The organism is Nocardia sp. CWNU-33, assembly GCF_046764895.1.
In the GTDB taxonomy this organism is placed as follows: Bacteria; Actinomycetota; Actinomycetes; order Mycobacteriales; family Mycobacteriaceae; genus Nocardia.
The window spans coordinates 110,318-127,532 of record NZ_JBKOQN010000009.1 but is presented as its reverse complement, the minus strand read 5'-3'; the positions used below and the strand labels follow the sequence as shown (position 1 = coordinate 127,532).

12 protein-coding genes and 1 pseudogene are annotated in these 17,215 nt (G+C 68.1%); 4 read left to right on the top strand and 9 right to left on the bottom strand.

What is annotated here, in order from left to right; all coding sequences use genetic code 11:
* Positions 1-341: 341 nt before the first annotated feature.
* The 6 genes from ACLMAL_RS14710 to ACLMAL_RS14685 all read right to left on the bottom strand — a co-directional run bounded on the left by ACLMAL_RS14710 (position 342) and on the right by ACLMAL_RS14685 (position 10,180).
* Positions 342-3,428, bottom strand: coding sequence for a translation initiation factor IF-2 N-terminal domain-containing protein (locus tag ACLMAL_RS14710; RefSeq protein WP_411999573.1), 3,087 nt, complete (start codon positions 3,426-3,428; stop codon positions 342-344).
* Between the two features lie 570 nt (positions 3,429-3,998).
* Positions 3,999-4,415, bottom strand: coding sequence for a nucleoside-diphosphate kinase (gene ndk, locus ACLMAL_RS14705; protein ID WP_411999572.1), 417 nt, complete (start codon positions 4,413-4,415; stop codon positions 3,999-4,001).
* A 69-nt stretch (positions 4,416-4,484) separates the two neighbouring features.
* Positions 4,485-4,901, bottom strand: coding sequence for a DUF4233 domain-containing protein (locus ACLMAL_RS14700; protein WP_328410462.1), 417 nt, complete (start codon positions 4,899-4,901; stop codon positions 4,485-4,487).
* 28 nt (positions 4,902-4,929) lie between these two features.
* Entirely contained in the window at positions 4,930-6,396 is a 1,467-nt protein-coding gene (gene folC / locus ACLMAL_RS14695; protein ID WP_411999571.1) for a bifunctional tetrahydrofolate synthase/dihydrofolate synthase, read from the bottom strand.
* Positions 6,393-9,071 carry a valine--tRNA ligase gene (locus ACLMAL_RS14690; RefSeq protein ID WP_411999570.1) on the bottom strand — a complete coding sequence of 893 codons (2,679 nt, stop codon included), beginning with the start codon at positions 9,069-9,071 and terminating at the stop codon, positions 6,393-6,395. The genes folC and ACLMAL_RS14690 overlap by 4 nt, the downstream gene beginning before the upstream one ends.
* A gap of 173 nt (positions 9,072-9,244) precedes the next feature.
* Positions 9,245-10,180: an NAD(P)/FAD-dependent oxidoreductase gene (locus ACLMAL_RS14685; RefSeq protein WP_411999569.1), complete on the bottom strand. Its 936-nt coding sequence runs from the start codon at positions 10,178-10,180 to the stop codon at positions 9,245-9,247.
* A gap of 91 nt (positions 10,181-10,271) precedes the next feature.
* Here ACLMAL_RS14685 and ACLMAL_RS14680 point away from each other — a divergent pair, with 91 nt between their 5' ends.
* Both ACLMAL_RS14680 and ACLMAL_RS14675 read left to right on the top strand, forming a co-directional pair.
* Positions 10,272-10,865 carry a helix-turn-helix domain-containing protein gene (locus ACLMAL_RS14680; RefSeq protein ID WP_406237070.1) on the top strand — a complete coding sequence of 198 codons (594 nt, stop codon included), beginning with the start codon at positions 10,272-10,274 and terminating at the stop codon, positions 10,863-10,865.
* A 77-nt stretch (positions 10,866-10,942) separates the two neighbouring features.
* On the top strand, positions 10,943-11,647 hold the full coding sequence (locus ACLMAL_RS14675; RefSeq protein ID WP_411999568.1) for an AAA family ATPase: 705 nt from the start codon (positions 10,943-10,945) through the stop codon (positions 11,645-11,647).
* Here ACLMAL_RS14675 and ACLMAL_RS14670 read toward each other — a convergent pair.
* Positions 11,644-12,603: a diacylglycerol kinase gene (locus tag ACLMAL_RS14670; RefSeq protein WP_411999567.1), complete on the bottom strand. Its 960-nt coding sequence runs from the start codon at positions 12,601-12,603 to the stop codon at positions 11,644-11,646. The two genes, ACLMAL_RS14675 and ACLMAL_RS14670, sit on opposite strands and share 4 nt — an antisense overlap.
* Positions 12,600-14,177, bottom strand: coding sequence for an FAD-binding oxidoreductase (locus ACLMAL_RS14665; RefSeq protein ID WP_411999710.1), 1,578 nt, complete (start codon positions 14,175-14,177; stop codon positions 12,600-12,602). The genes ACLMAL_RS14670 and ACLMAL_RS14665 overlap by 4 nt, the downstream gene beginning before the upstream one ends.
* Before the next feature lie 166 nt (positions 14,178-14,343).
* On the opposite strand from ACLMAL_RS14665, the pseudogene ACLMAL_RS14660 reads away from it, so the two are divergent.
* Positions 14,344-14,925 (top strand): annotated as a pseudogene (locus ACLMAL_RS14660) (TetR/AcrR family transcriptional regulator); the annotation flags it as partial.
* Positions 14,926-15,130: 205 nt separating this feature from the next.
* A complete protein-coding gene (locus tag ACLMAL_RS14655) occupies positions 15,131-16,684 on the top strand; it encodes a glycerol-3-phosphate dehydrogenase/oxidase (RefSeq protein ID WP_411999566.1) in 1,554 nt (517 codons plus the stop codon).
* Here ACLMAL_RS14655 and ACLMAL_RS14650 read toward each other — a convergent pair.
* Positions 16,681-17,208, bottom strand: a complete 528-nt coding sequence (locus ACLMAL_RS14650) for a GNAT family N-acetyltransferase (protein ID WP_411999565.1) — start codon at positions 17,206-17,208, stop codon at positions 16,681-16,683. The two genes, ACLMAL_RS14655 and ACLMAL_RS14650, sit on opposite strands and share 4 nt — an antisense overlap.
* Positions 17,209-17,215: the final 7 nt, after the last annotated feature.

Genomic DNA, 17,215 nt, shown 5'->3' with positions numbered 1-17,215 from the left:
GCGGCTGATGCTCACGCGGCTGCATGCTCCCGCCCGGACGATTCCGCTTGGAAACCACAGCACTCTGGTCTGGTAGTCACCGCCGCCTCAGTAAACCTGAAGGCCCTCGGCCTCGGGGCCGAGTCACAAACACAGCGCAGTAGAGCGCTGTCGCCGGGCAGCGACTGTTCGAGATTACAGGACGCCTACCACCGGGTCCAAACCGGCGTCTCCCGAACAGGCGTACCTCCACCTTCGCTCCGGCCATGCGCGGTAGTCCGGCACGCCCGAAATACGAGACCCCCGCCACCATCGTGACGGGGGTCTCGGTCGTTGGGCACGATCCGATCAGCTCGGACCGGTCAGTTCGCCTCGTCCACGGGCGGCCCCGCGGGACGTCCCGCGGCCCGGCGGCGCGTCTTGCGCACGGGCACCGCTACCGGAGCCTCGGCCGTAAAGTCCACGACCGGCGCTGCGGGTGGCTGATCCGCCGACAGCACGAACACCGCACCACTGCTGTCGGCTGCGGGCGCCGCGGCCGAACGGGCCACCCTGCGCCTGCGACCGGCCGTCTGCGGTGCGGCAGGCTCGGGAACACCGTTTCGGGCAGCAGGCTCCCGCACGGCGACCGGCTCCGGTGCAGCAGGGGCTGAGGCTGGGGCTTCCGGCTCCACCACGGCTGCAACAGGCTCGGCGGCCACCTCGACCGCCTCGACCTCGGTCGCCACGGCCTCCTCGATCACTGCCGCAGCTGTTTCGGTCGGCTCCTCGGCTAGGGCCTCGGTCACCACAGCATCGATGTCAACAGCTTCTGCCTCGACCACGTCGACCGCTTGGGCGTCGGCCTCGGTCGCGTCACCGTGATGCGCTGCCATTGCCAACGCGACCGGATGCGCCCGCTTGACGGCGGCATCCTCCTCGACGGCCTCGGTCACCGGCGCAGTGCCGTTGGTCGCAGCGGGTGCGGCGGCCGCACCCTTGTCCCGGCCCCTGCGTCGACGCGAACCGGTCTCCCGACTCTTCGCTCCGCCGTCCTCGCCGGCGGACGACGACTCCACCGGGTAGGCGTGCACCAGGATGCCGCGGCCATGGCAGTGCTCACAGGTGGTGGAGAAGGCCTCCACCAGTCCGGTGCCCAGCTTCTTGCGGGTCATCTGCACCAGGCCGAGCGAAGTCACTTCGGAGACCTGGTGGCGAGTCCGGTCGCGGCCGAGCGCCTCGGTCAGTCGACGCAGCACCAGGTCGCGGTTGGACTCGAGGACCATGTCGATGAAGTCGACGACAATCATGCCGCCGATATCGCGCAGCCGCATCTGGCGCACGATCTCCTCGGCCGCCTCCAGATTGTTGCGGGTGACCGTCTCTTCGAGGTTGCTGCCGCCCGCGCCGGTGAACTTGCCGGTGTTGACGTCGACCACTGTCATCGCTTCGGTGCGGTCGATCACCAGGGTGCCGCCCGAGGGCAGCCACACCTTGCGATCGAGCGCCTTGGCGAGCTGCTCGTCGATCCGGTGGGTCTCGAACACGTCGATACCGTTGTTCTCGTGCCGGGCGACCCTGGCGAGCAGGTCCGGTGCGACGGTGCCGATGTACTTCTCGACGGTGCTCCATGCCCGGTCACCTTCGATGACGAGCTTGGAGAAGTCCTCGTTGAACAGATCGCGGATGACCTTGACCAACAGGTCGGGCTCTTCGTACAGGGTCCTCGGCCCGCCGGAGTCCTTACCGTCGGCAGCCTTCTCGATGGTGCGCCAGGTCGCCTGTAGCCGCTCGACGTCGCGGGCGAGCTCGTCCTCGTCGACGCCCTCCGACGCAGTGCGGATGATCACGCCGGCGTCGGCGGGCACGATGTCGCGCAGGATCTCCTTGAGGCGTTTGCGCTCGGTGTCGGGCAGCTTGCGGCTGATGCCGGTGGACGAACCGCCCGGTACGTACACCAGGAAGCGGCCGGCCAGGCTGATCTGCGTGGTCAGCCGGGCACCCTTATGCCCGACCGGGTCCTTGCTCACCTGGACGAGCACCTGATCGCCTGGCTTGAGCGCCTGCTCGATCTTGCGCTCCTTGCCGCCCAGTCCGGCGGCCTCCCAGTTCACCTCACCGGCGTACAGCACACCGTTGCGGCCACGGCCGATATCGACGAACGCCGCCTCCATGCTGGGCAGGACGTTCTGCACCTTGCCGAGGTAGACGTTGCCGACCATCGACGCGGAACCGGTGCTGGTGACGAAATGCTCGACCAGGATGTTGTCCTCGAGCACTGCGACCTGGGTGGCGGTGGGGAGATCGGGGAACGCCTTCTCGCGCACCACCATTACCCGGTCCACCGCCTCGCGGCGGGCCAGGAACTCCGATTCGGTCAGGATCGGCGGCCGACGGCGACCGGCCTCGCGGCCGTCCCGCCTGCGCTGCCGCTTGGCCTCGAGCCGGGTGGAACCGGTGATGCCCTGCACCTCGTCGGATGCGGCGGCGCGGTTGCGGCTCTTGTTCCGCGGTTCACGTTCGTGCACGACGGTGTTCGGCGGGTCGTCCTCGGAGACGGCTTCGGACTCGGCGCCCTCCCCGGCCACCTTGCGGCGCCGGCGGCGACGGCGACGGCGGGTCGAGCCCTCCGGCAGGTCGGCCTCGTCGTCATCGGACTCGGCGGTCTCGTCGGCATCGGCAGGCTCGGCGACGGCGTCACGCGATTCGGCGGGCTGCTCGTCCTCGGTGTCGGCATCGGAGTCCGCGGTGTCGTTCTCGTCACCTTCGGCATCGCTGTGCTGCTCGCCCCGACCACGACCACGACCACGACGACCACGACGCCTGCGACGCGGCTGGCCGTCGACATCACCCTGCTGGTCGGATGAGTCCTGATCGTCTTCGGTGGTGTCGACCTCGACCTCGTCCTCGACCACCTCGGCCGGCGGCTCTTCGGTGCGACGAGTATCGCGCTCGACGCGACGCTTACGCCGCGTCTGTTCGGCGGCGGCAGCGTCCGGTGGCAGGAACAACGGCGCCTGCACCGTGACGGCGGCCTCGAACACCACGGGCGCCGCGACTTGCGGCTCCTCCCGGTCCAGGTGTGTGAACAGCTGCACCGACGGCTGGTGGGCGGGCTGGACCGCACCGGTAGCCGCCGAACCGGACTGATCGATCACCGGGTCCGGTGCCGAGAACAGCAGCCCTGGCTCTCGGGCCGGGGCAGCAGGCTCGGGCTCCGGCGCGGGACGCGCTGCCTCGGGCACGGTGACGGTGGCGTCGGGCTCGACCAACGCGTCGCGGACAGTCTCCGCAACCGCTCTGTCGACGTTCGACTGCGCACTGCGCGCATCGGACCCCAACTCGGTGAGCTTGGCCAGGATGCGCTTACTCGTCACTCCCAGCAGCTTGGCAAGCGCGTGAACTCGGATTCGCTCCGGCAATTGTTCGGCATCCTGTGATGTTGTTTCCAGCGGCTCTTGATCGGCCACGAAGTCTCCTCGGGACCCCCGGGCGCGTCCCTCCTGGCAGAAGTGACGCGGCCGACGCGGGGGCACTAATCGTTCGCCTCACGTGGTTGACGCAAGGTCATCTGGTCTCGCCCCGCATGCCCGGTTATCACCTGGTTGTTCGTCGGGCTAACTGGTCACGCGGCGCCTGGCTGTTGGCTGAACTCCACGAAGCGAGCGCTCATCCAGCGTGCCGACGCGAACAATCAACCCCCAACAACCGGGCTGTTTGTCCGTGGCAGCGATGATCGGCATCGAACCGCGGTGTCATCCGGCTGCTTCCGTCACCGATCGCTCACGTACCAGCGCGAACAGTCGATATCGGTTGCACCCGATGCCAGTATCCCACACCGTGCGCCAACAGTTCGCCATCGGCGCACGACTAGACCCCGCATTCGCGTGGTTTCGTCGTACGCCGAGGGCGCTGTGCCCACCGGTGCGCTCGCTACGCTCCCGCACGACTCGACCCCGCATTCGCGCGGTTTCGTCGCAGGCCGAGGGCGCTGTGCTCATGGTGCGCGCACTGCGGACGTGACGCGTGGAGGAATTGGGTCAGGCCGGGAACTCGGGGAACCAGAGGGTAATCTCGCGCTTGGCCGATTCCGGCGAATCGGAGCCGTGGACCAGGTTCTCCTGGGTCTCCAGGGCAAGGTCACCGCGAATGCTGCCCGGCACGGCCTTCTCGACCGGATCGGTGCCGCCGGCGATCTGCCGGAATGCCGCGATGGCGCGTGGGCCCTCCAGGATGGCCGCGACGACCGGGCCGGAGGTGATGAACTCGATCAAGGAGCCGAAGAACGGCTTCTCGGCGTGCTCGGCGTAGTGGCCGCGGGCCACCTCTTCGGAAACCTGCTTCAGCTCCAGGGCGGCGATCTTCAGCCCCTTGCGCTCGATCCGGGCCAGCACCTCGCCGACCAGGCCACGGGCCACGCCGTCCGGCTTGATGAGTACCAACGTCTGCTCAGTCACGGCGCACAGCCTAACCGGCGCTCGGGCGAAGTATTCAACGGGCAACTGCGCAGCGGGCCGGACGGGCGGCTAGGCGGAGCGCCGAGTGCGCTGACTCGGCAGTAATCCCTGCTCCATGCGGCGCTTTACATCGTGACGCAAGACCAGGATGAAGCCCCACACCACGGCGAACAGAATCCCCATCACCCCGATGGAGACGTGCACGAATACTCCGAGTATCAACAGCACCTGGAGGGCGAGGTTGAACGGTATCGCCCACGGGCGGCGCTGGAGTCCCGCGCCGAGAATCATGACCAGCGCCAAGATCACGAGGTAGCTGCCGGAGAACCAGCCCACCCCGCCGCCGACGGACCCGACGACGGGCAACGCGAGCAGAACCGTGATCGCCTCGAGAATCAGCGTGCCCGCCATGACACCGCGCAGCCCCTTCCATGGGTCGGGGGCAGAGGGCGCAGCGGCCTGGTCGCCGTCGGTCGACTCACTCATGCTGTCTCCTTTGCGGCGGATCGATCCCTCACGCCGGATCCTTTCCGAACAGCGCGCGGGCCGCGCCCGCCGTGACCACCGAACCGGTCACCACGACACCGGCGCCGGAGACCATCTCACCGGGCTCGCCGACCTCCTCGGCCAGTGCGATAGCCGTTTCGAGGGCGTCGGGCAGCGTTTCAGCGGTGACGACCCGCTCGTCGCCGAAACGCTGCACGGCCAAGTTGGCGAGGGTGTCGACGTCCATGGCGCGCGGCGACCCATTGCTGGTGACGACGATTTCGTCGAGGACCGGCTCCAACGCCTCCAAGATGCCCGCGGCGTCCTTGTCGCTGAACACCCCGACCACGCCGACCAGTTTGCGGAAGTCGAACTCCGTGGTGAGCGTCGCGGCCAGGGCTTTTGCGCCTGCGGGGTTGTGCGCAGCGTCGATGAAGATGGTCGGCGCGCTGCGCATGCGCTCGAGCCTGCCCGGGCTGGTGACGCTCGCGAAACCGGCTCGGATCGCGTCGATGTCGAGCTGGCGGTCCGCGCCCGCGCCGAAGAACGCCTCGACTGCGGCGAGGGCGAGCACGGCATTGCGCGCTTGATGCTCGCCGTGCAGCGGCAGGAAGATCTCGTCGTATACCCCGCCGAGACCTTGCAATTCGAGCTGCTGACCGCCGACCGCAATCTGCCTGGCCAGCACTCGGAACTCCGAGCCCTCGCGGGCCACCGCGGCGTCGACCTCGACGGCGCGCCGCAGCAGCACCTCCATGGCCTCCGGCTCCTGTTCGGCGATCACCGCCACGGTGTCGCGCGGAATCAGGCTGTCGGGCGCACGCTTGATGATCCCGGCCTTCTCCCCTGCGATGGCGGTGAGATCGGGGCCGAGGTAGTCGGTGTGGTCGAGGCCGATCGGGGTGATCACCGCGACCTGCCCGTCGATCACATTGGTCGCATCCCAGGTGCCGCCCAAGCCGGTCTCGACGATCGCGACATCGACCGGCGCCTCGGCGAAGGCCGCGAAGGCCATGCCGGTGAGCACCTCGAACTTGCTCATCGCCGGGCCGTCCGCGGCGGCGGACTGCTTGTCGATCATCTCGATGTAGGGCAGCAGCTCACGGTAGGTCGCCACGTACTGGGCGGGCGTGATCGGCTTGTTGTCGATGCTGATCCGCTCGGTCGCCAATTGCAGGTGCGGACTGGTGATCCGGCCGGTCCGCCGGTGCAGCGCGGTGAGCAGTGCATCGATCATCCTGGTCACCGAGGTCTTGCCGTTGGTGCCCGCGACGTGGATCGCCGGATAGTGCTGCTGCGGTGAGGCGAGCAGATCCATCAGGGTGGCGATGCGGGTGAGCGACGGCTCGATCTTGGTTTCCGGCCAGCGGCGATCGAGTTCTGCCTCGACCAGAGCCATTTCGGCCAGGTCGACAGGAGAGGGCCCGGCACCGAGCCGGGTGGCGGGGATCGGTGACCCGTCGTCGTCGTACTGCGGTTCCGGCTCGGTGTTCATTTGCCGCTCAATTCCGCAAGCCGGGCGCTGATGCGGGTGACTTCGGACGCAGCGACATCGCGCCTGCCCTTGATCTTGTCGACCACCGGTTCCGGCGCCTTGGCGAGGAAGGCCTCGTTGCCGAGTTTGGCCGTGGTGGCTGCCAATTCCTTCTCGGCGGCGGCCAGGTCCTTCTCCAGACGACGGCGTTCGGCATCAAGGTCGACCGCACCGGAGGTGTCCAGTTCCACAGTGACGGTTGCCGCGCTGAGCCGGATCTCCAGGGATGCGGTCGCCGCGAAATCCACGCCCGGCTCGGTGAGCCTGGCCAGGTTGGCCACCGACGACTGCTGCTCGGTGAGGCCCGCCGCGTCGAGGCCGATCAGCTTGGCTGCGACCTTCTGCTTGTCGGCGAGGCCCTGATCGCTGCGGAACCGGCGGATCTCGGTGATCAACCGCTGCGCGTCCGAAATACGCTGCGCCGCAGCCACATCGGTCGGCACACCGCTGGCCTGCGGCCACGCGGCGATAACGACCGACTCGCCGCCGGTCAGTGCCTGCCACAGCGACTCGGTCACGAATGGGATTACCGGGTGCAGCAGTCGCAACACCGCGTCGAGGACGTTGCCGAGCACTACGGCGGTCGACTCGGCGCGCGAGCCCGCCGCGGCGAACTGCACCTTCGCCAATTCCAGGTACCAGTCGCACAGTTCGTCCCACGCGAAGTGGTAGAGCGCCTCGCAGGCCTTGCCGAACTCGTAGGCGTCGAACGCTGAATCCACCTCGGCGCGAACCTCTTCGAGCCGGTCGACGATCCAGCAATCGGCATCGGTGAGCTTGTCGCGTGCCGGCAGCTCACCGGTGTGCGCGCCGTTCATCAGCGCGAACTTGGTGGCGTTGAACAGCTTTGTCACGAAGCTGCGCGAGGCCAGCGCGTGCGCTTCGCCGACCGAAAGGTCACCGCCGGGCTGTGCGCCGCGCGCCAGGGTGAAGCGCAGCGCGTCCGCACCGTAGGACGTGATCCAGTCCAGCGGGTCGATGCCGTTGCCGCGCGACTTGGACATCTTCTTACCGAACTGATCACGAATCAGACCGTGCAGGAACACATCCTTGAACGGCACCTGCTTCGCGCCGTCCTTACCCGCCGTGAGCACCGGGTCGTCGGAAACGAACGTGCCGAACATCATCATCCTGGCCACCCAGAAGAACAGGATGTCGTAGCCGGTGACGAGCACGCTGGTCGGATAGAACTTCTGGAGTTCTGTGGTGGAGTCGGGCCAGCCCATGGTGGAGAACGGCCACAGCCCCGAGGAGAACCAGGTGTCGAGCACGTCGGGGTCCTGCACCCAGCCTTCCGGCGCGGTCTCGTCGGGCCCGACGCACACCACTTCGCCGTCGGGGCCGTACCAGATCGGGATGCGGTGGCCCCACCACAGCTGTCGCGAGATGGTCCAGTCGTGCATGTTGTCGACCCAGTCGAACCAACGCGGCTCCTGGCTGGCCGGGTGAATGACGGTGTCGCCGTTGCGAACTGCGTCACCGGCGGCCTTGGCCAGCGCCTCGACCTTGACCCACCATTGCATCGAAAGGCGCGGCTCGATCGGCTCGCCACTGCGCTCGGAGTGCCCGACGCTGTGCAGGTAGGGCCGCTTCTCGGCGGCGATGCGGCCCTCGGCGGCCAAGCGCTCGCGCACCTTGACCCTGGCCTCGAACCGGTCCATGCCGTCGAATTCGGTGCCGGTGTTGGCGATCCGGCCGCGCTCATCCATGATGGTCGGCATCGGCAGGTTGTGCCGCAGCCCCATCTCGAAGTCGTTCGGATCGTGCGCGGGGGTGATCTTCACTGCGCCGGAACCGAATTCGGGGTCGACGTAGTCGTCGGCAACGATCGGGATCTGACGTCCGGTGATCGGGTGGTACAGCGTGGTGCCGATCAAGGACTGGTACCGGGGGTCGTCCGGGTGCACCGCGACGGCGGTGTCGCCGAGCATTGTCTCCACGCGGGTGGTCGCCACGATCACGTGCGGCTCGTTGTCGTCGAGGGAGCCATAGCGCAGCGAGATCAGCTCTCCCGGCACCTCCTCGTGCTTGACCTCGATATCGGAGATGGCGGTGCGCAGTTCCGGCGACCAGTTGACCAGCCGCTCCGCGCGATAGATCAGGCCCGCATCGAAGAGCCGCTTGAAGATGGTCTGCACGGCCCTGGACAGGCCGTCATCCATGGTGAACCGGTCGCGACTCCAGTCGACGCCGTCGCCGAGCGCGCGCATCTGCCACTGGATGGCGCCGCCGGACTCGCGCTTCCAGTCCCAGACCTTGTCGATGAACAGTTCACGGCCGAAGTCTTCTTTGGTCTTGCCGTCCACCGCGAGCTGTTTTTCCACGATGGTCTGGGTGGCGATGCCCGCGTGGTCCATGCCGGGCAGCCATAGCACCTCGTAGCCCTGCATGCGCTTGCGGCGGGAGAGGGTGTCCATCAGGGTGTGGTCGAGGGCGTGGCCCATGTGCAGGCTGCCGGTGACGTTCGGCGGCGGCAGCACGATCGAGTAACCGGGCTTGTCGTTCGCGACATCGGCGGTGAAATAACCGGCGGCTACCCAGCGCTCGTACATTTCGGCCTCCACCTCGCTGGGGTTCCAGCTTTTGGGGAGGGCATCGGCACGATTACGCGAGTTGTCAGAGGCTGCGCTGGTCACTCGACGATTCTAGTGGCCGAGTTCGGCGCGCTCACACCGCCCACCAGGCATAGAAAAAAGGCGGAGTCTTCGGTGGATGAGGGACACCGAACACTCCGCCTACAGGTGAGAGCTTACCGTCGATCCGGGGCAGGCCCCGGAATCCATAAGTAATTCTCAGCTTCTTTGCGCATTCAATGCGTGGCTGCCAAAACGCTGGTGTCCTGCTCCACCAGATCGGCGTTTATCGCGATAGCGGCGGCCGATCCCGCGCCCGCGGCAGAGATCACCTGCGCTGTCGGGTCGGCCACATTGCCCGCAGCCCAGACGCCGGGCACGCTGGTCCGGCCCGACTTGTCGGTGTGCACCCAGCCGTTGCCGTCGACGTCACAGCCGAGCGCGAGCAGCACATCGGCATTGGGCACGACGGTCGGCGCGACGAACATCGCCGCTCGCGGCACCGCGCGCCCGTCGACCAGTGCCACACCCCGCAGCCGGTCCGCCACGACCAGCCGCGCGACCTGTCCGTCCACGACACGCACGCCACGACCGGCGAGCCTGGCCCGGTCGGCCTCCGACAGCGCCATGGTGTGCGCGAAGAAGATCACGTCGGCCGACCATTGGGGCAACAGCAACGCGACATGCAGGGCTCTGACACTCGCACCGGGCTCCGTTCCGCCCAGGATCCCGAGCGGCTGGTCACGCACCTCGTAGCCGTGGCAGTACGGGCAGTGCAGCACGTCGGCACCCCAGCGCTCCCTGATGCCGGGCAGTTCGGGCAGCACGTCGCGCAGACCCGTCGCCACCAGCACCCTGCGCGCACGCAGTTCCCGCCCGCTCGCCAGTCGCACCGTGAAATCACCTGGCTCGCCGGTCTTTTCGGCGCTGGTGACCATATCGTCGATCAGCTCACCGCCGTATCCCGCGACCTCGGCCGAGCCGCTGGCAATCAACTCACCGGGGGGCATGCCGTCCCTGGAAAGAAACCCGTGCATGTGCTCGGCCGGTGCATTGCGCGGCGTACCACCGCGCACCACGGCAACCCGCCGCCGCGCCCTGGTGAGCACCAGGGCAGCGGACAGCCCCGCCGCACCGCCACCAACGATCACTACGTCATATGTTTCGCTCATCTGCGATCACCTCCGCGGTCACCATGCCGCTGTCCGCGCGATTTCGGCAACAAATATTGCTGATTCCGGGAATCAGCGGTGCACTGGTGGGATGAAGATTCAGCCGGGAATCACCCAGGCCATCGCCGACATCGGTCCGCGACTCAAGGCGTTGCGCACGCACCGCAACGTCACGCTGACGGCGCTGTCGGAGGCCACCGGGATCTCCAAGAGCACCCTGTCGCGCCTGGAGTCGGGCCAGCGCAAGGCCAGCCTGGAGCTGCTGCTGCCGATCGCGCTCGCCCATCAGGTGCCGCTGGACGAGCTCGTCGCCGCACCGAAGATCGCCGACCCGCGCGTGCACTCCAGTCCGCGGAAGATCAACGGCACCACGATCATTCCGCTCACCCGGCAGCCGGGTCCGCTACAGGCGTTCAAGATGGTCATCCCGGCCGAGCGCACCGAGCCCGATCCCCGGGTCCACGAGGGCTTCGAGTGGCTCTACGTACTGTCGGGCCGATTGCGCCTGGTCCTCGCCGAACACGATGTCGTCCTCGGCCCCGGCGAAGCCGCCGAATTCGACACCAGACAGCCGCACTGGTTCGGCAGTGCCGGGCGCGGGCCGGTGGAGATACTGAGCCTGTTCGGTAGTCAAGGCGAGCGCATGCATCTGCGGGCGCGCTCCCGCGGCCGCGCGACGACCTAGCATCATCAGGGAATTCTCAGCCGAAATCAGGGTTTTCCCTGTTGCCGAATCGAATTCGGCCCGCGACGCTGGAAAGGGTGAACCCTCCGCTCGACGGGCCGCCCTTCGCCGCTGCGCAATCGCGGCCGCCACTCGCCGAATTACCTTTCATCGCACCGGATTCCGTCCACGATCTGCGCGGACTGATCGTCGATGAGTTGCGGTATCCGGCGACGGCCGCGCTGATCGTCGCGGGGGTACCCGGCGCGGGCAAGAGCACCGCGCTGCGAATGTTCTTCGGTGCGACAGCGGATGCCGATCAGGCGACGAAGGGACCGCAGGGTTCGGTCGTGCTCGATTCGAACCAGACCCGCAACTGGTGGCGACGCCGGGTCGGCTGGCTGCCCTATCTCCTGTGGCGACCGGTGGTGCACATCGCACATTTCGCCCGGATCCGAAATGCGCTGCGCGACAATGCAGGACCGGTGGTAATCCACGATTGCGCGACCTTCGGATGGACGCGCCGACTACTCACACGGTGGGCCACCGGGTACCACCGGGAAGTGCACGTGATCCTGCTCGATGTGCCTGCCACCGCGGCGCGCGCAGGCCAGTTCGCACGCGGGCGCCGGATCAACGGGCCCGCGTTCTCCCTGCACTGCCATCGATGGCGACGACTGATCCGCGAACTCGGTGCAGGCCGCGTGCCACAGCCCGCACCGGCCTCGACGGTGATCATCGATCGAACCAATGTCGACCGGATCAGCCGAGTCGGCTTCGCCGCCTGGAGATCCGACGACTAACGACGAACCAGCACGGTGAGCGCGCCGGGTACGGCACTGATCGTGACCGGCAGCGTGCCCGCTGGTTCACCGTCGGCGGTGGCCGGGGCGCCTGCGGCTGTCAACGTCACCTGCGCGGTTCGATACTGCTTGGTCGCCGGATGGTCGATCCGCTTGCCCGCCGACAGGGCGGGAAGCAGCCGGAGCATGTCCAGTCGCGATACCGCGCCGACCACGGTCAGGTCGAGCAGGCCATCGTCCATGATCGCGTCCGGGCAGATCAACATGCCGCCGCCGTAGGTGCGGGTGTTGCCCACCGCGACCATGACCGCCGCCGTCTCCACGACCGTGTCCATCGCCGGATTGTCCAATGCACCCGGCGCGACCCCGGTCAGCTCGATCCGATAGGGCACGGTGAAGCGACCGGAGATCTCGGCCAGCGCCGCGAATGTGTACCGCAGTGGCCCCTTCGGCCAGCGCATGCCGTTGGCGCGCAGGGTGACTCGGGCATCGAACCCCGTGCCGGCCACGGTGGCGAACCACATCGGCTCCGACCCGGGCGATTCGATCCGGCCGAGATCGATGGTGCGAGTGTGGCCGTCGAGTACGAGATCTGCGGCGGCCACCGGATCATCGGTGGGGACACCGAGTTCCCTGGCGAGGTCGTTGCCGGTGCCCGCGGGGACGAGCCCGAGCGGCACTCCGGTCTGTGCCAATGCCTCGAGGACGACGTTGACAAGCCCGTCCCCGCCGATGCACACCACCGCGTCCGGTACCTGATCCACGCGGGAGATCGAATCCCGCACCAGGCGAACAGATTCGGCGGCAGATGGTGCGCGCACCTCGGTGACCGCGACACCACGCTCGGCGAATCGGGCCAGCGTGGCAGCCGCGACGTCGTGCCCACGGCCGACCCCGGACATGGGGTTGGTCACCACGGTGACCGCACCGATGGTGCGTGTCGAGTCCTGCGTCACGGGACCAGCTTTCCAGGATTGAGGATTCCTGCGGGGTCCAATTCCTGTTTCACCGCGCGCAATACCCGCACACCCAGGTCCCCGACCTCGGCGGACATCCAGGGGCGGTGGTCGGTGCCGACCGCATGATGGTGGGTGATGGTGCCGCCTGCGGCCACGATAGCGTCGCTGACCGCGTTCTTCGCGAGGCCCCACTGCGAGATCGGATCGTCCAATTGCTTGGCGATGATCGTGAAGTACAGCGAGGCGCCCGTCGGGTAGGTGTGCGAGATGTGGCACATCACCAGTGGCGGCGTGCCCTGTCCGCCCATTGAATCCGTCAGTGCCGCAGTGACCTTGGCCTTGAGGTTGTCGAGATTCGACCAGGTGGTGGCGGTCTCCAGCGTCTCGCACAGCACTCCGACGTCGAGCAGCGAGTCGCGCATGTAGGGCGCGGCGAAGCGGCCGTGCTCCCACTCCTCGGCAGGAGTCGCACCCAAGTCCGTGCCGCCCGCCGCCGCCAAGAGCGCACCCGCCTCGGCGCTGCGCGAGGCGACATGGGCTCCGGTGCCTTCGAACGTGGTGATGGCCAGGCATCCCGAGACCGGGGTGCCGCCGACATCACCGGAGCGGGCCAGGTTGATGCCGGTCTCGACCTCGTCGGACAAGCGCAGCACCGTCGGCGCCGCGCCCGTCTGCACCACCGAGCGCAGTGCGGCTGCGCCCGTGGCGAAGTCGGGGAACGACCAGGCCCGGTAGGCAATGGTTTCCGGCACCGGATGCACCCGCAGGGTGACCTCGGTGATCACGCCGAGAGCGCCTTCCGAACCGACGAACAGTTCGCGCAGGTCCGGACCTGCGGCCGAAGCGGGGGCACGGCCGAGCTCCAGCGTGCCGCTCGGCGTGGCGATCTTCAGGTGCTGGACCATATCGTCGAAGCGACCGTAGCCCGCGGACGCCTGTCCGGAGGACCGGGTGGCCGCGAAGCCACCGATGCTCGCGAATTCGAAGCTCTGCGGGAAGTGGCCGAGCGAAAGTCCCCGGTCGGCGAGCAATGCCTCGGCGCGCGGGCCGGTGAGACCGGCGCCCAGCGTGGCGGTTGCGCTCACCGGATCGATGTCCGAGACGGTGTCGAGGCGACGCAGGTCCAGCGCGATGACCGCCTCGAAGCGGCCGCGCACCGGGTCGACGCCGCCGACCACGCTGGTGCCGCCACCGAAGGGAACCACCGCGATGGCGTGTTCGGCGCAATAGGCCAGGACCGCGAGCACCTGCTCGTGGCCGGCGGGGAACACGACCGCATCCGGTGCTTCCTGTGGCTCGGCAGCACGGCGGCGCAGCAGGTCCGGGGTGCTTTTTCCGCCTGCGTGCAGCAACCGATCGCGGTGGGCGAGCGACACGTTGTCCGCGCCGACCACCTCGACCAACCCGTCTCGTCGGGCCGGGGGCAGCACCGACTCGCGCAGCGGTACATCGCCCTCATCGCGGCGCGCCACCGGGTCGCCGGACACTCCGAAAACCTGCGCCAGCAGGCCCCGGATCTGTGCCGAAAGCGGCTTGTGTCCGGCTGGAATACCCCAGGCGTCCCACACCATACTTGCTGCGTGCTCCGGTACGCCCGGCTTTGCCAGTTGGGCGTCCGAGCGGGGCGCCGAATCCTCGTCGGCATGCTGTTGCGTCTCGACCATGCGTTACAGTTTGACATATACTGTCAAGGAGTAACGATGCTTGCCCACTTCGACACCCGGCGGTGACACCCGAATGCCTGCCCCCGAAGAGCCCGACACCGCACTGTCGGCGACCGACCTTGCGATTCTCGACGCCGCGCGAGACTGCGTCGAGGAATTCGGCGTGCGCCGGACCACCCTCACCGAGGTGGCACGGCGAGCCCGGGTAAGCAGGCCCACTGTCTACCGCCGCTGGCCCGATACCGGCGCCCTGGTGGCCGAACTGCTGGTACGCGAATTGCGTGCGATCGTCACCGCGACCATGCCTGCCGGGGGGCCTGCGCGCACCCGCCTGGTCCGAGGCATTGTCACCGGCGCAGCGGCGATCCGGGAAAACCCCTTGTTCGGCAAGATCTTCCGCACCGACACCGACCTGATGCTCACCTACGTGTTCGGCCGCCTCGGCCGCAACCAACGCCACCTGATCGAGCTGTTCACCGCGGGAATCCGCGAGGGCCAACAGGATTCGTCGATCCGCGACGGTGACGCCGAGCAGATGGCGACCATGCTGCTGCTGATCGCCCAGTCCGCGGTGCAGTCGGCGGGCACCGTCGCCGCCCTACTCGACGGAGCAGCACTCGACGCCGAATTGACGCACGCTATAGACGGTTACCTTGTTCCACCGGTCGGCTCGGCCGCGGCCGACACCAGCGGTGTCGAATCGTCGGACGCCGCACATGAGCGAGCGGACATGAGCGAGCGGACTTCGGGCAGCACCGCGCTCGCCATCGCCGACGGCAGTCCCCTGACGCCCGATCCGCATCGTCAACGATCGATAACCTCCGCACCGGCGGCAGGTCCGACCTCGGAAAGAGACTGTGATGACCGCTAATTCGGCCACCGTCGGCAACTCCGCCCTGAACGCCGCCCGGCGCTCCCGCGAGCTGGCACAGCTCGGCGATGACACCGAAATCGACGTGCTGGTGATCGGCGGCGGTGTCACCGGTGCGGGCGCCGCACTCGATGCCGCCGCGCGCGGCCTGCGCACGGTGCTGGTCGAACGGCAGGACCTGGCGTTCGGAACCTCACGGTGGAGCTCGAAGCTGGTGCACGGTGGACTGCGCTACTTGGCGAGCGGTCAGGTCGGCATCGCGCACGAGAGCGCCGTCGAGCGCGGCATCCTGATCGGCACCACCGCACCGCATCTCGTACGTCCGCTGCCGCAGCTCGTGCCGCTGCTGCCGGAGATCGGCGTTGCGCAGAGCACGCTGATTCGGGCCGGTTTCGTCGCGGGTGATGTGCTGCGGCGCACCGCAGGCACCCCGGCCGCGATCCTGCCCCGTTCGCGTCGCGTCGCCACCGCGGAAGCGCTGCGGCTGGCGCCGACTGTCCGGCGCGATGGTCTGCGCGGCGGCCTACAGGCCTGGGACGGACAGCTCGTCGACGACGCCCGACTGGTGGTCGCGCTCGCCCGTACCGCGGCGGCCAACGGCGCAACAGTGCTCACCCGGGTGGAAGCCGTTGCTGTCGAAGGTAATTCGGCGACCCTGCGCGACACGCTGACCGGCGAGTCGATGACCATTCGCCCCCGCACCGTCATCAACGCCACTGGCGTCTGGGCCGACCAGGTGGACCCGAGCATCGAGCTACGCCCCAGCCGCGGCACCCACCTGGTGTTCGACGCCGAATCCTTCGGCGGCCTCACCGCCTCCCTGACGGTGCCAATTCCGGGTACCACCAGCCGCTTCGTGTTCGCATTCCCGGCCGCGCACGGCCGGGTGTATCTCGGCCTCACCGACGAGGATGCCCCCGGCCCGGTTCCGGACGAGCCGCAGCCCACCGAGGCCGAGATCTACTTCCTGCTCGACACCATCAACACCGCACTGCGCGAGCCGTTGACCCGCGCGGATATCCGCGGCACCTACGCAGGACTGCGCCCGCTGCTGAAAACCGCGGACAACGCCACCGCCGACATCTCCCGTCAGCACGCGGTCCTGCACTCCCCCACCGGCGTCATCACCATCGTCGGCGGCAAGCTCACCACCTACCGCCAGATGGCCGAGGACGCCGTTGATGCCGCTGTCGCCCACGGCGGCCTCGCCGCGGGGCCCTGCCGCACCAAGCGACTCCCGCTGGTCGGCGCGGTGTCGGGAGCCGCACGCGACCATATCGCCGCCCCACCGGTCCTCGTCGAACGCTACGGCAGCGAAGCGCCCACCGTTCTCGCTGTCGCTCGAGACAATTCGGCCGCGCTCGAGCAGGTCGCCCCTGGCATCGACGTGACTGCCGCGGAATTCGCTTTCGGCATCACCCACGAAGGCGCACTGGACACCGACGACCTCCTCGACCGGCGCACCCGCATCGGCCTGGTCGCCACGGACCGGGCTGCCGCCCTTCCCGCGGCGGAAGCCACCTTCGCCCGGGCTCGCGGTTAGTCGGACACCCAGCCCACCAGCTCCGCGCGCATGCAGGCGCGGGGCCATTGATCCAGCCCGTTGGCCGCCTCGGCGGCGCGGATCTCGCGCAGTCCCCGCGTCTCTTGCGCGGCGGTGAGGTAGCGAAAACCGAGCCGCTCATAGTAAGGGCCGTTCCAGGCGACGTCGGTGAACGTGGTCAGGGTCATGGCAGGCAGCCCTTGCGCTTTCGCCCAGTGCACCGCGTGGTCGATGAGCCGCTTGCCGATTCGGTTGCCGGCATACACGGGATCCACCGACACCTGATCGACATGTGCGTCGCCGTCGACGATTCCGAGAATGAGGTAACCGATCGGGCGGTCGGCGTCATCGGCGTACACCCACGCGCGCCCCGCGTGCAGGAACTCGCGCAGGGTGTCCAATGGCGGCGGATCGTCGTCGGCGACGGCCGTCATGCCGATGTCCGCGAACGGCTTTCCCGCCGCGCGCTCGATATCCTGCAGGACCGGCAGGTCGTTCTCGGTCGCCGGTCGAATTGCTTGCATTGCCGCT

What these genes read in the sequence shown, in the direction of transcription:
- ACLMAL_RS14700 (WP_328410462.1), bottom strand. Translation starts at nt 4,901, where the DNA reads ATGAGTGAGTCGACCGACGGCGACCAGGCCGCTGCGCCCTCTGCCCCC.
- folC (WP_411999571.1), bottom strand. Translation starts at nt 6,396, where the DNA reads ATGAACACCGAGCCGGAACCGCAGTACGACGACGACGGGTCACCGATC.
- ACLMAL_RS14685 (WP_411999569.1), bottom strand. Translation starts at nt 10,180, where the DNA reads ATGAGCGAAACATATGACGTAGTGATCGTTGGTGGCGGTGCGGCGGGG.
- ACLMAL_RS14680 (WP_406237070.1), top strand. Translation starts at nt 10,272, where the DNA reads ATGAAGATTCAGCCGGGAATCACCCAGGCCATCGCCGACATCGGTCCG.
- ACLMAL_RS14665 (WP_411999710.1), bottom strand. Translation starts at nt 14,177, where the DNA reads ATGGTGTGGGACGCCTGGGGTATTCCAGCCGGACACAAGCCGCTTTCG.
- ACLMAL_RS14655 (WP_411999566.1), top strand. Translation starts at nt 15,131, where the DNA reads ATGACCGCTAATTCGGCCACCGTCGGCAACTCCGCCCTGAACGCCGCC.
- ACLMAL_RS14650 (WP_411999565.1), bottom strand. Translation starts at nt 17,208, where the DNA reads ATGCAAGCAATTCGACCGGCGACCGAGAACGACCTGCCGGTCCTGCAG.